This window comes from Pseudolysinimonas sp. 10J20-29 (assembly GCF_055809595.1).
Map to the genome: position 1 here is coordinate 1,983,301 of NZ_CM147917.1, position 12,440 is coordinate 1,995,740.

12 protein-coding genes, 1 pseudogene and 1 riboswitch are annotated in these 12,440 nt (G+C 70.9%); of the genes and pseudogenes, 10 read left to right on the plus strand and 3 right to left on the minus strand.

Annotated features, from left to right (window positions below; genetic code table 11):
- Positions 1-14 precede the first annotated feature (14 nt).
- From AC0L6Y_RS09620 to AC0L6Y_RS09665, 10 genes are all read left to right on the plus strand, one after another.
- On the plus strand, positions 15-1,115 hold the full coding sequence (locus AC0L6Y_RS09620; protein WP_473551509.1) for a YihY/virulence factor BrkB family protein: 1,101 nt from the start codon (positions 15-17) through the stop codon (positions 1,113-1,115).
- Positions 1,116-1,125: 10 nt separating this feature from the next.
- Complete coding sequence (locus AC0L6Y_RS09625; RefSeq protein WP_473551511.1) at positions 1,126-1,959, plus strand: exodeoxyribonuclease III; 834 nt, start codon at positions 1,126-1,128, stop codon at positions 1,957-1,959.
- Between the two features lie 97 nt (positions 1,960-2,056).
- Entirely contained in the window at positions 2,057-3,061 is a 1,005-nt protein-coding gene (trpS, locus tag AC0L6Y_RS09630) for a tryptophan--tRNA ligase (RefSeq protein WP_473551514.1), read from the plus strand.
- Positions 3,058-3,630, plus strand: coding sequence for a GNAT family N-acetyltransferase (locus tag AC0L6Y_RS09635; RefSeq protein WP_473551517.1), 573 nt, complete (start codon positions 3,058-3,060; stop codon positions 3,628-3,630). The genes trpS and AC0L6Y_RS09635 overlap by 4 nt, the downstream gene beginning before the upstream one ends.
- Entirely contained in the window at positions 3,627-4,349 is a 723-nt protein-coding gene (locus tag AC0L6Y_RS09640) for an HAD family hydrolase (RefSeq protein WP_473551520.1), read from the plus strand. The genes AC0L6Y_RS09635 and AC0L6Y_RS09640 overlap by 4 nt, the downstream gene beginning before the upstream one ends.
- Positions 4,350-4,579: 230 nt before the next feature.
- Positions 4,580-4,709: riboswitch (FMN riboswitch) on the plus strand.
- 81 nt (positions 4,710-4,790) lie between these two features.
- Entirely contained in the window at positions 4,791-5,849 is a 1,059-nt protein-coding gene (gene ribD, locus AC0L6Y_RS09645; protein ID WP_473551523.1) for a bifunctional diaminohydroxyphosphoribosylaminopyrimidine deaminase/5-amino-6-(5-phosphoribosylamino)uracil reductase RibD, read from the plus strand.
- A 1-nt stretch (position 5,850) separates the two neighbouring features.
- Positions 5,851-6,480 (plus strand): riboflavin synthase, encoded by a 630-nt coding sequence (locus tag AC0L6Y_RS09650; RefSeq protein ID WP_473551526.1) that lies wholly within the window; start codon positions 5,851-5,853, stop codon positions 6,478-6,480.
- A complete protein-coding gene (gene ribB / locus AC0L6Y_RS09655) occupies positions 6,477-7,742 on the plus strand; it encodes a 3,4-dihydroxy-2-butanone-4-phosphate synthase (RefSeq protein ID WP_473551529.1) in 1,266 nt (421 codons plus the stop codon). The genes AC0L6Y_RS09650 and ribB overlap by 4 nt, the downstream gene beginning before the upstream one ends.
- Positions 7,743-7,744: 2 nt before the next feature.
- A complete protein-coding gene (gene ribH / locus AC0L6Y_RS09660) occupies positions 7,745-8,227 on the plus strand; it encodes a 6,7-dimethyl-8-ribityllumazine synthase (protein ID WP_473551533.1) in 483 nt (160 codons plus the stop codon).
- 151 nt (positions 8,228-8,378) lie between these two features.
- Positions 8,379-9,767 carry an MFS transporter gene (locus tag AC0L6Y_RS09665; protein WP_473551535.1) on the plus strand — a complete coding sequence of 463 codons (1,389 nt, stop codon included), beginning with the start codon at positions 8,379-8,381 and terminating at the stop codon, positions 9,765-9,767.
- A 30-nt stretch (positions 9,768-9,797) separates the two neighbouring features.
- Here AC0L6Y_RS09665 and AC0L6Y_RS09670 read toward each other — a convergent pair whose 3' ends face one another.
- The 3 genes and pseudogenes from AC0L6Y_RS09670 to AC0L6Y_RS09680 form a co-directional block, all read right to left on the minus strand.
- Entirely contained in the window at positions 9,798-10,613 is an 816-nt protein-coding gene (locus tag AC0L6Y_RS09670) for an ABC transporter permease (protein WP_473551538.1), read from the minus strand.
- Positions 10,610-11,434 carry an ABC transporter permease gene (locus AC0L6Y_RS09675; RefSeq protein ID WP_473551541.1) on the minus strand — a complete coding sequence of 275 codons (825 nt, stop codon included), beginning with the start codon at positions 11,432-11,434 and terminating at the stop codon, positions 10,610-10,612. The genes AC0L6Y_RS09670 and AC0L6Y_RS09675 overlap by 4 nt, the downstream gene beginning before the upstream one ends.
- Positions 11,431-12,358 (minus strand): annotated as a pseudogene (locus AC0L6Y_RS09680) (ABC transporter ATP-binding protein). Before AC0L6Y_RS09680 ends, AC0L6Y_RS09675 begins: the two are co-directional and overlap by 4 nt.
- Positions 12,359-12,440 lie beyond the last annotated feature (82 nt).

A 12,440-nucleotide genomic window follows, 5' to 3' on the forward strand; every position in this document is an offset into this window, starting at 1 on the left:
GATAGGGTCGATGCATGACCGATTCGGAGGATGCGGCTGAGGCCGGGCTCCCCCACCGCGTCAAAGCCTGGGGCCAGCGAACGCTTGAGCGCGCGAAGGCGTTCGCCGAGAAAGCCCAGGAGTGGAAGCCGGTTCGGGTGCTCAAGCACTTCGGCGAGCAGCGCGGGGCGCTCCTGGCGAACGGGCTGTCCTTCCAGGCCATCTTCTCCGTGTTCGCCGCCGTCTGGGTCGGGTTCTCGATCATCGGACTCGTGCTGGGCGCCGATGCCGAACTGCGTGATTCGCTGTTCCGCGTGATCCGGCTCTCGGTGCCCGGGCTGCTCGACCTCGGCAACGGCGGCGCGATCGATCCCGACGAACTGCTGGACGCGGCCGCGATCGGCTGGACCGGCGCCCTCGCCCTGGTCGGCGCGCTGTTCACCGCGATCGCGTGGCTCGGCTCCGCCCGCAACGCCGTGCGCGAGATCGCGCAGCTGCCCTCGCCCCCGGCGAACTTCCTGCTGCTGAAGCTGCGCGACCTCGGCCTCGCCCTCGCCTTCGGCGCCGCCGTGCTGCTCTCGGCGGCGCTGCTGTTCGCCAGCACCCAGGCGCTGGAATGGATCTTCCCCGCGATCGGCGTCGACACCGACTCGCGGATCGCCGCGATCGCCGCCCGCATCATCGGTCTGACCCTGATGTTCGCGCTCGACGCGGCGATCCTCGCGACGCTGTACCGGATCCTCGCCGGCGTGAAGATCCCGCCCCGCCCGCTCATGCAGGGGGCCCTGATCGGGGCGGCGGGCCTCGCGGTGCTGAAGATCCTCGGAACGACGCTGCTCGGCGGGGCCTCCTCGAACCCGCTGCTGGCCTCCTTCGCCGTCATCATCGGTCTGCTGATCTGGTTCAACCTGATCTGCCAGGTGATCCTCATCGCCGCCGCCTGGCTCGTCGTCACGGCGACCGACGACGGCGTGCCGCTCGACCCGGTCGGCGAGCGCGAGCGCCGCGAGCTGGAGGCGCGGCTGCGTCTCGAGATCGAAGAGGAGGTGCGCGCCGAGCTGGAGGCCGCACTGCCGCGGGCGGTGCGCTGGCTGGCGCGGCGTCGGAGCCGTCGGCAGGTCAGCGAGCAGAACTAGGCTCGGAGGCATGCCTCAACCGCTTCGCCTCGCCTCAGTCAACGTCAACGGAATCCGCGCCGCCTACCGGAAGGGCATGGGCGACTGGCTCGCCGCGCGCGACGTCGACATCCTCGCCCTGCAGGAGGTGCGCGCCGAGACCGAGCACATCACCGAGCTGCTCGGACCGGAGTGGAACGTGCTGCACGACGCGGCCACCGCGAAGGGCCGCGCCGGGGTCGCGATCGCCAGCCGGCGCGCCGCCGACATCCACCGGGTGAGCTTCGGCGCCGACGACTTCGACTCGGCCGGGCGCTGGCTGGAGGCCGACTTCGACGTCGACGGCACGCTCGTCACCGTCGTGTCGACGTACGTGCACTCGGGCGCCGTCGACACCCCCAAGCAGGTCGAGAAGTACAAGTTCCTCGACGCGATGGCCGAGCGCCTGCCGCAGCTTGCCGAGCACAACCCGCGCACGGTGGTCGTCGGCGACCTCAACGTCGGGCACCGCACGCTCGACATCAAGAACTGGAAGGGCAACATCAAGAACGCCGGATTCCTGCCCGAGGAGCGCGCCTACTTCGACCGCTTCCTCGGCGCCGAGGGCGATGCCGACTACAACCGCGGCGCCGGCTTCGGCTGGGTCGACGTGCACCGCCGGTTCCACCCGGAGGTGCCGGGCCCGTACACCTGGTGGTCGCAGCGCGGCAAGGCCTTCGACACCGACACCGGCTGGCGCATCGACTACCAGCTCGCCACGCCCGCCCTCGCGGAGACCGCCGTCTCCTACGCGATCGACCGCGCCTCCGCCTACGACACCCGCTGGTCCGACCACGCCCCCGTCGTCGTCGACTACGCCCTCTAGCCCTCCGCCGAGCGCTACCGAACTTGCCAGCGCTGCCGGAGCTCCGGTGGCGCTCGTGAGTTTCGGCAGCGCTCGTGGGGGATGGGAGGATGGGGGAATGAGCCTTCCGCGTCTGTTCTCCGGCATGCAGCCGTCCGCCGACTCGCTCCACGCGGGCAACTACATCGGAGCGCTCCTGCAGTGGAAGCAGCTGCAGACCACGCATGACGCCGTGTTCTGCGTCGTCGACCTGCACGCGATCACCGTGCCGCAGAACCCGGCCGACCTGCGCGAGCAGACCCGCCGCACGGCCGCGCAGTACATCGCCGCGGGGATCGACCCCAGCGCCTCCACGCTGTTCGTGCAGTCGCACGTCGCCGCGCACGCCGAGCTCGCCTGGGTGCTGAACACCATCACCGGCTTCGGCGAGGCCAGCCGCATGACCCAGTTCAAGGACAAGTCGCAGAAGCAAGGCGCGGATGCGGCCAGCGTCGGCCTGTTCACCTACCCGGTCCTGCAGGCGGCCGACATCCTGCTCTACGACGCCGCCGTGGTGCCGGTCGGCGAAGACCAGCGCCAGCACATCGAGCTCACCCGCGACCTCGCGCAGCGCTTCAACTCGCGCTTCGGGAAGACCTTCGTGGTGCCGGAGGTGTCGATCCTGAAGGAGACGGCGAAGGTCTACGACCTGCAGAACCCGGGCTCGAAGATGTCGAAGTCGGGCGAGAGCCCGCAGGGCATCCTGTGGCTGCTCGACGAGCCGAAGGTGCTCACCAAGAAGATCAAGTCGGCGGTCACGGATGCCGACCGCGAGATCCGCTTCGACCCGACCGAGAAGCCGGGCGTCTCCAACCTGCTGACGCTGCTCTCGGTGCTGGGCGGCTCGAGCATCGCGTCGCTGGAGAGCGAGTTCGACGGCAAGGGCTACGGCGACCTGAAGGGCGCGACGGCCGAGGCGGTCGTGGCGGCGTTCGACCCGATCCGCACTCGCACGCTGGAGCTGCTCGACGACCCCGCCGAGCTCGACCGCGTGCTCGCCGGCAACGCCGAGCGCGCCGAGGCGATCGCCGACGCGACGCTGTCGCGCGTCTACGACGCGATCGGGTTCCTGCGCCGCGCATGATGCCGGTCGAGCTCACCACCGCCCGGCTGCTGCTGAATCAGCCGGGCGATCGTGATGTCGACACGATCACCGAGCACTGCCAGGATCCGCTGTTCGAACGTTTCGTGACGACGCCGTGGCCGTACCGGCGCGAGCACGCCGAGGGGTTCGTGCGCGAGTACGTGCCCAGCGGCTGGGAGTCCGACGAGGAGTGCACCTGGGCGATTCGTGGCGCCGCGGGCGGTGCGGATGGGGAAGGCAAGCTGCTCGGCGTGATCGGCTGGCGCCGGCCCGGGTCGATGATCGGCTACTGGCTGGGTGCTCCCCACCGCGGCCGCAGGATCATGAGCGAAGCACTCACCGCGGTCGTCGACTGGGTGTTCCACGAGGGCCAAGCGGATGCGGTCGGCTGGGAGTGCGTCATCGGCAACGACGCTTCGGCGCGCACCGCGCGCGCCGCCGGCTTCACCTTCACCGGCAGCGCCCCGCTGAGCATGCCGCTCCGCGACGGCACAACGCGCCCCGACGGCTGGCACGCGGTGCTCACCGCGACGGATGACCGGAGCATCAAACCGGGGTGGCCCGCGTGAGCGGCGGACCCGTCTCGGTCGTCCTGTTCGATCTCGACGACACCCTCTTCGCGCACCGCCGTTCGGTGGAGCTCGGCCTGCACGCGCACCGCGCGACCCTCGGCGCGGCGATCGCGACCGCCGAGCCCGACGTCGAGTTCACCCGGTGGAATGACCTCGAGGAGCGGCATTACCACCGCTACCTCTCCGGCGAGATCGACTTCCATGAGCAGCGTCGCGCCCGCGCCCGCGGCTTCCTCGAGCCGCACGGCGTGATGCTCGACGACGAGGCCGCCCTCGCCTGGTTCGACGCATACCTTCTGCAGTATGAACGCTCGTGGACCCGCCACGAGGACGTGGATGACTGCCTCACCGCGCTCGCGGATCGGCGCCTCGGCATCATCACCAACGGCGAGGTGCCGTTCCAGACGGCGAAGCTCCGCGCGATCGGCCTCGAGGGAGCGTTCGAGCACTTCGTGGCCAGCGGGGCGGTCGGCGTCGCGAAGCCCGACGCGCGGATCTTCGAGCACGCGTGCGATCTGTTCGAGGTGGCGCCCGCGCAGGCGGCGTACATCGGCGATCGACTGCACACCGACGCGATCGGGGCGGCGCGGGCGGGGCTGCTCGGCGTCTGGCTGGATCGCCCCGGCATCGCGACGACGGAGCAGCGAGCCGAGGCGTCCGCGGCGGGCGTGCCGGTCATCCGCTCGCTCGACGAGCTGCCCGCACTGCTCGCGTAGGTGCCGCACCAGCGTTGAGCGGCGCGGCGCGGCGCGCGCAGTGTGTCGTTTCTCCGGAGTTTTCGTCCCGCAGCGCGGCGACTGGCCCGGAACTCCGGGGGATGCGCGCGAAACCTCCGGAGAAACGTGCAGGGGCGCGGGCAGGGGCGGCGGCGCGGGGTGCGGGCGACAGCGCGGCGGGCGCGGGAATGCGGCGCGCGCAGGCCGCGTTGTAGGCTGTGAACACGAAGCACGTGCTCCGGGGGCGGTGAAATTCCGCGCCGGCGGTCAAAGTCCGCGAACTCGTCGAGGCAACTCGGCGGGCCGAACTGGTGGAACTCCAGTACCGACGGTGAAAGTCCGGATGGGAGGATGCACGAGTTCGCAGGTGCGCCCGTCGCATCCGCGAGCCGCCGACCTCTCGGCACCCCCGGAACTGTCTGAGAACAGACCGAGGACCGGATGCGGAACACCGAGAGCACCCCCAGCACCACGCTGGATGCCGCCATGCGGCGCGCGCTGGAGCTCGCCCGCCGCGGCCCCGCGGTCGGCCCGAACCCGCAGGTCGGCTGCGTGCTCATGGACTCCCGCGGCGACATCGTCGCGGAGGGCTGGCACCGCGGCGCGGGCACGCCGCACGCCGAGGTGGCCGCGCTGTACGACGCGCGGGCGCGCGGGATCGACACCCGGGGCCTCACCGCCGTCGTCACCCTGGAGCCCTGCAACCACACCGGGCGCACCGGCCCGTGCAGCGAGGCGCTGCTCGCCGCCGGCATCGGCGCGGTGCACTACGCCGTCGCCGACCCGGGCGACGCGTCGAGCGGCGGCGCGGCCCACCTCAGCGCCGCGGGCGTGCCGGCGACCCACGGCCCGCGAACGGCCGAGGGCGAGGCGCTGCTGCATCCGTGGCTCACCGCGGTGCGTCGCGGACGTCCCTGGGTGATCGTCAAGTGGGCATCCACCCTGGATGGCCGCGCGGCCGCCGCCGACGGCAGCAGCCAGTGGATCACCGGCACGACCGCGCGCCAGCGGGTGCACGAGGAGCGCGCCGCCGCCGACGCGATCCTGGTCGGCACCGGCACGGTGCTCGCCGACGACCCGAGCCTGACCGCCCGCGGCGACGGCGGCGAACTGCTGGCGCACCAGCCGCTTCCGGTCGTGGTCGGCGAGCGGCGCATCCCGAGCACGGCGAAGCTGCACGCCCACCCCGCCGGACTGCTCGAGACCGGCACCCGCGACCCGCACGCGGTGCTGCGACAGCTGCACGAGCGCGAGATCCGGCGCGTCTACGTCGAGGGCGGCCCGACGCTCGCGAGCGCGCTGATCGCGGCGGGCCTCGCCGACGAGTTCTCGATCTACCTCGCCCCGGCCCTGCTCGGCGGCGACAAGCTCGCCCTGGGCGACCTCGGCATCCCGACCATCGGCGACGCACGCCGCCTGCACATCACCACCGTCGAGCAGCTCGGCGACGACCTGTTCATCTCGGCAACGCCGCGCGCGGCCACCCCCAAGGAGCACTGACATGTTCACCGGAATCATCGAAGAGCAGGGCGAGGTTCTCGCCTGGGAGCCGAGCGCCGACGCCGCCCGGATGACCGTGAAGGCCCCGCTCGCCGCCTCGGATGCGCGCCACGGCGACTCGATCGCGGTCAGCGGCGTCTGTCTGACGGTGATCGATCAGGGCCCCGACTGGTTCACCGCCGACGTGATGGCCGAGTCGATCGCGCAGACGACCCTGTCGCGCATCGCCCCCGGCTCCCGCGTCAACCTGGAGCGCGCCGCGGCCGTCAACTCGCGCCTCGGCGGCCACATCGTGCAGGGTCACGTGGATGCCACCAGCACGGTCGTGAGCGTCACCCCCGGCGAGCGCTGGAGCGTCGTCCGCGTCGCCCTCCCCGCGGAGCTGGAGGCGCTGGTCACCCGCAAGGGCTCGATCGCGATCGACGGCATCTCGCTCACCGTCAGCGCGGTGAGCGACGCCGGTGAGCCGGAGCCGTGGTTCGAGGTCAGCCTCATCCCGGAGACCCTCACCGCCACCACGCTCGGCGCCGCGAAGCCCGGCACCCCCGTCAATCTCGAGAGCGACATCCTCGCTCGCCACGTCGAACGGCTGCTCGCCGTCGAGTCCCTCCGATCGAAGGTGCAGGCATGAGCCTCTCAACCATTCCCGAGGCGGTGGCCGCACTGCGCGCCGGCCGTCCCATCATCGTCGCCGACGATGAGGGTCGCGAGAACGAGGGCGACGTCATCCTCGCCGCGGAGAGCGCCAGCCAGGAGTGGGTGGCCTGGATGGTCAAGAACTCCTCCGGCTTCATCTGCGCCCCGATGACGAACGAGATCGCCGACGCGCTGAACCTGCCGATGATGGTCAGCATGAACGAGGATCCGCGCGGCACCGCCTACACGGTGAGCGTGGACGCGGCGGATCGCCTCAGCACCGGCATCAGCGCGGGCGACCGCGCCCACACGCTGCGCGTGCTGGCGAACCCGGATTCGACGCCGGGGAGCGTGCTGCGACCCGGCCACATCCTGCCGTTGCGCGCCGTCGATGGCGGCGTGCGCGAACGCGACGGCCACACCGAGGCCGCCGTCGACCTGATGAAGCTCGCGGGGCTGCGACCGGTCGGCGCGATCTCGGAGATCGTCGACGAGGACGGCGAGATGATGCGCCTGCCGAACCTGATCCGACTCGGCGAGCGCGAGGGCGTGCCGGTCATCACGATCGAGGAGCTGATCCGGTTCCTCGAGGAGCAGCGCTGCGAGGGCGACCCGGAGGCGATCCCCGAGATCCCGGAGACCTCCCGCGTCGACTTCGAGGTGGAGACGACCATCCCCACGACGCACGGCGCGTTCCGGGTGCGGGCCTACCGCGACCGCTCGACCGGCGCCGACCACGTCGCGTGGATCTCCGGCGATCCCGCCGGCAGCGAGAGCCCCCCTCTCGTCCGGATCCACTCCGAGTGCCTGACCGGTGAGGCGTTCGGCTCGCTCAAGTGCGAGTGCGGTCCGCAGCTGCAGGCCTCCCTCGAGCGCGTGGAGGCGGAGGGCGGCGTCGTCGTGTACCTGCGCGGTCACGAGGGCCGCGGCATCGGCCTGGTGAACAAGCTCAAGGCGTACCGCCTGCAGGAGGATGGGCTCGACACCCTCGACGCGAACGTGGCGCTCGGCCTTCCCGCCGACGCGCGCGACTACGGCGCCGCGACCGCGATCCTGCACGACCTCGGCATCGACCGCGTGCGCCTGCTCAGCAACAACCCGGAGAAGGCCCGCCAGCTCGCCGAACGCGGCGTCGCGGTCACCGAACTGGTGCCGCTCGTCGTCGGCGTCGGCGCACTCAACACCTCCTACCTCGACGTCAAGCGCGACCGCATGGGCCACTCGCTGCCCGCCCACCTCACGAACGGATTGGACTGATCATGGCCGGACACGGCGCCCCCTCCCTCGAAACCTCGGCGATCCCGGACGCGACCGGACTGAAGGTGACGATCGTCTCGGGCCTGTGGCACCACGCGATCGCCGACGGACTGCTCGCGGGCGCGCACCGCGTGCTCGCCGCCGCGAACGCCGACGTCACCGAGGTGCGCGTGCCGGGCAGCTTCGAGCTGCCGGTGGCGGCGAAGGTCGCCCTCAACGCGGGAGCGGATGCGGTGGTCGCCCTCGGCGTGATCATCCGCGGTGGCACCCCGCACTTCGAGTACGTGAGCGCCGCCGCCACGGACGGGCTGACCCGGGTCGCGCTCGACACCGGCAAGCCGGTCGGCTTCGGCGTGCTCACCCTCGACGACGAGCAGCAGGGTCTCGACCGGGCGGGCCTTGCCGGCTCGAAGGAGGACAAGGGCGCGGAGGCCGCGCACGCGGCGATCACGACCGCGCTGACGCTGCGCGAGCTGCGCGGCTAACGGCCGGGCGGACCAACGGCGTACACTCGTCGGGGCTGCCACTAGCGGCCCGAACTTTCGCCTGCGACGACGCGCACCACGGAGCGTCCGCCGCACCCCGCGAACTCCGACCGGTCAGACGCGTTCCGCACAACTCTCGGAGTACTGCACAGTGACCAGCACGTCGGCGCCGTCCGCGCCCGCCAACCCGCGCTCGCGGGTCATCTTCGCCAGCCTCATCGGCACCACGATCGAGTTCTACGACTTCTACGTCTACGCCACCGCGGCGGTTCTCGTCTTCCCGCACCTGTTCTTCCCCTCGGATGACCCGACGACGTCGCTGCTGTCGTCGTTCGCCGTGTTCGGCGCCGCGATGGTGGCCCGCCCGCTCGGCTCGATCGTCTTCGGCCACCTGGGCGACCGCCACGGGCGCAAGGCGACCCTGGTCGGCGCGCTGCTGACAATGGGAATCGCGACCTTCCTGATCGGCGTGCTGCCGACCTACGCCGTAGTCGGCTGGCTCGCGCCTCTGCTGCTCGTCATCCTTCGCATCGGCCAGGGCTTCGCGCTCGGCGGCGAGTGGAGCGGTGCGGCCCTCGTCGCGACCGAGAACGCCCCGGCGGGCAAGCGCGCCTGGTACGGCACCTTCCCGCAGCTGGGCGCCCCGCTCGGCTTCATCCTCGCCAACGGGCTGTTCCTGATCATCGCCGCACTGCTGCCGTCGAGCGACCCCAGCATGCCCAGCGAGGCGTTCCTCGAGTGGGGCTGGCGCATCCCGTTCCTGTTCTCGGCCGTGATGGTCGTCGTCGGCCTGTGGGTGCGTCTGCGCCTGGTGGAGAGCGCCGTGTTCTCGCGCAGCAAGGCGGCGGGCACGCTGCAGCGTCTGCCGCTCGCGACCGTGTTCCGCTCGCACTGGCGCGAACTGCTGCTCGGCACCTTCATCATGCTCGCGACCTACGTGCTCTTCTACCTGATGACGACGTTCTCGCTCAGCTACGGCCGCGCGCCGATCGCCCCCGAGGCGGGCCTGCCCGGCCTCGGCTACGACTACACCAGCTTCGTGCTGATGATGATCGTCGGCGTGGTGTTCTTCGGCATCTTCACCCTCGTCTCGGGCCCCTGGGCCGACCGCTTCGGTCGCCGCCGCACCCTCATCGTCGTGACCGTCGCGATCATCGTGTTCGGCCTGCTCTGGGTGCCGTTCCTCGCCGCCGGCTTCGTCGGCGTGCAGGCGTGGCTGATCGTCGGCTTCATCCTGATGGGCGCCACCTTCGGGCCGATGGGGGCGCTGCTGCCGGAGCTGTTCCCGACGAGCGTGCGCTACACCGGCTCGGGAATCTCCTACAACGTGGCCTCGATCATCGGCGCCGCGCTCGCCCCGTTCATCGCCGTGGCGCTGTGGACGGCCGGCGGCGGCAGCCCGTTCTGGGTCGGCGTCTACCTGAGCGGGGCGGCCGGGCTCACGCTCATCGCGCTGCTGCTCACGCGGGAGACGAAGGACATCTCGATGGATGAGGTCGGCGAGGACGTGCTCGTCGAGGAGCCGCTGCCGCTCCCCTAGGTCGCGCTCACGGCGCGGCGGCAGCGGCCCTCAGTCGAGGAACAGGGCCCGCAGCCGCCGCGTCGTGAACACCAGGCCGATGCCGACCATGGCGAGGTAGTACCCGACATGGATGAGCAGCTCCGGCCCGACCGCGCCCGTCGTGAGGCCCCGCACCAGTTCGACGCCGTGCCAGAGCGGCAGCGCCATGATGAACCACTGGATCGCCTCCGGGTACACCGTGATCGGGAAGAACGTCGCCGAGAACAGGAACATCGGCAGCAGGGCGAACTGCACCCAGTCCATCTGCTGGAACGTCTTCAGGTAGCTCGTGATCGCCATGCCGAGGCTCGCGAAGCCGAACGCGATCAGCAGCAGCGCCGGCAGGGCGAGGATCGCCGTCCAGGCGAGGTTCAGCCCGAGCACCTGCATCACCAGCAGGAACGCGGTGCCGTAGGCGGCGCCGCGCAGCAGCGCCAGCGCCACCTCGCCGAGCGCCACATCGAGCGGGCCGAGGCTCGTGGCGAGCATGCCCTGATACAGCTTGCCGAAGTGCATCTTGAAGAACACGTTCCACGTCGAGTCGTACACGGCGCCGTTCATCGCCGCGACGGCCAGCAGCGCGGGCGCGATGAACGCGGCGTAGGAGACCGGGGTGCCCTGCGCATCCGTCACATCGCCGATGTAGGAGCCCAGGCCGATGCCGAGTGCCAGCAGGTAGAAGATCGGCTCGAAAACGCCCGACAGCACGATCACCCAGTTGGTGGAGCGGGTGGCGAGCAGGCCGCGCGCCATCACCGAGCGGGCGTTGCCCGCGTAGAGCGCGCGCACGCCGGGCTTCGGCTGGGGCCTCGTCAGGGCGCTCACTTGTCGAGCCTCCGCACCGAGATCCGCACGCAGGCCTGCCAGCCGGCGATCGCGATCGCGAACAGGAACGCCAGATGGGTGGCGGTCAGCCAGATCGGCTCGCTCGGTCCGTAGCTGAGCTCGCGGCCGAGCTCGGAGCCGTGCCAGAGCGGCGAGAGCCAGCCGATCCACTGCAGGAAGATCGGCAGCTGGGTGAGCGGGAAGACCGTGCCGCTGAACAGGGTCAGCGGCATGATCACCACGCGCTGGATGATCGCGAACTGGCTGCGGTCCTCGCGGAACGAGGCGGTCAGGGCGGCGATCGGGCTGAAGGCCAGCCCGGTGAGCATCGCCACCGGGATGATGAGCACGCTCCACCCGAGCTGCACCGCGCCGAACAGCAGCAGCACCAGGTAGTAGAGCGTGCTCGTCATCGCCAGGCGGATCGTGACGAACAGGAAGATGCCGTCGATGATCTGCCGCCCCGTGATGGGCGCGGCGTTCATGCCGGTGAAGATCGGGTTCCATTTGAAGCCGAGGAAGATGCCGAACATGAACTCGTCGAGCGCGACCGGCACCGCGGCCATCGCCATCAGCGCGGGGGCCACGAACACGAGGTAGGAGACGCCGTCGACGCCGCTCGGGCCGGCGTTCGCGCCCACCAGCACGGCCAGGCCCACGCCGAACGCGAACACGTAGAACAGGGGCGTGCCGATCCCGGTCGCAAGGATCGTCCAGCGGTAGGCGCGCATCGCCCGCAGTTTGTGCTCGGTGATGTACCAGGCGCCGAAGCGCCGCGGCTTCACCGCCGAGGCGATCGCCTGCTCGGTCACGGTGGTCATTCGATCAGACTCCGCCCGGTGAGGCGCAGGAACACGTCCTCCAGGCTCGAGCGGCGCACCAGGCTCGTGATCGGGTCCAGGCCGCGGTGCGTCAGCTCGACGAGAGCCTCCTCGCCGCTGGAGGAGTAGATCAGGATGCGGTCGGGAAGCACCTCGATCCGGTCGCCGATGCCCGCGAGCCTCGTCGCCGCCTCCGCGTTCCGCTGCGAGCCGAAGCGCACCTCCAGCACCTCACGGCTGGAGTGCTGGCGGATCAGCGCCGCCGGGCTCCCCTCGGCCATGATGCGGCCCTGGTCGACCACGACGAGACGATCGCAGAGCTGCTCCGCCTCGTCCATGTAGTGCGTCGTCAGCACGAGCGTGGTGCCCCGCTCCTTCAGCTGGAACAGCCGGTCCCAGAGGATGTGCCGGGCCTGCGGGTCGAGCCCCGTGGTGGGCTCATCGAGCAGCAGGATCGAACGGGTCGTTGATCAGGGAGCGCGCGATCGTGAGGCGCCGCTTCATGCCGCCGGAGAGGTCGTCGACCTTCGCCGTGACCTTCTCGCCGAGCTGGGCGAAGGCGAGCAGCTCATCGGCGCGCGCCGCCACCTGAGCGCGCGGCAGCCCGAAGTAGCGACCGTAGACGAGCAGGTTGTCGCGCACCCGCAGGTCGGTGTCGAGGTTGTCCTGCTGCGGCACCACCCCCAGCCGGGCGCGGATCTCGGGGCCGTGCTCATTGGGGTCGAGGCCCAGGATCTCCAGCTCGCCGCCGGTGCGCGTCGAGACCGCCCCGACCATCCGCATCGTCGTCGACTTGCCCGCGCCGTTCGGGCCGAGCAGGCCGAAGCTCTCGCCCGGGGCGACCTCGAAATCGATGCCGTCGACGGCGGCGAAATCGCCGTACTTCTTGACGAGGGCCGAAGCGCGGATCACAGGTGCTGACACGAAACCAGAGCCTATGTCACCCGGCCGACGCGGCGGCGAAAGCCGGATGCGCCGGGTTAGGCTCGTTCCGGCGAATCACGGC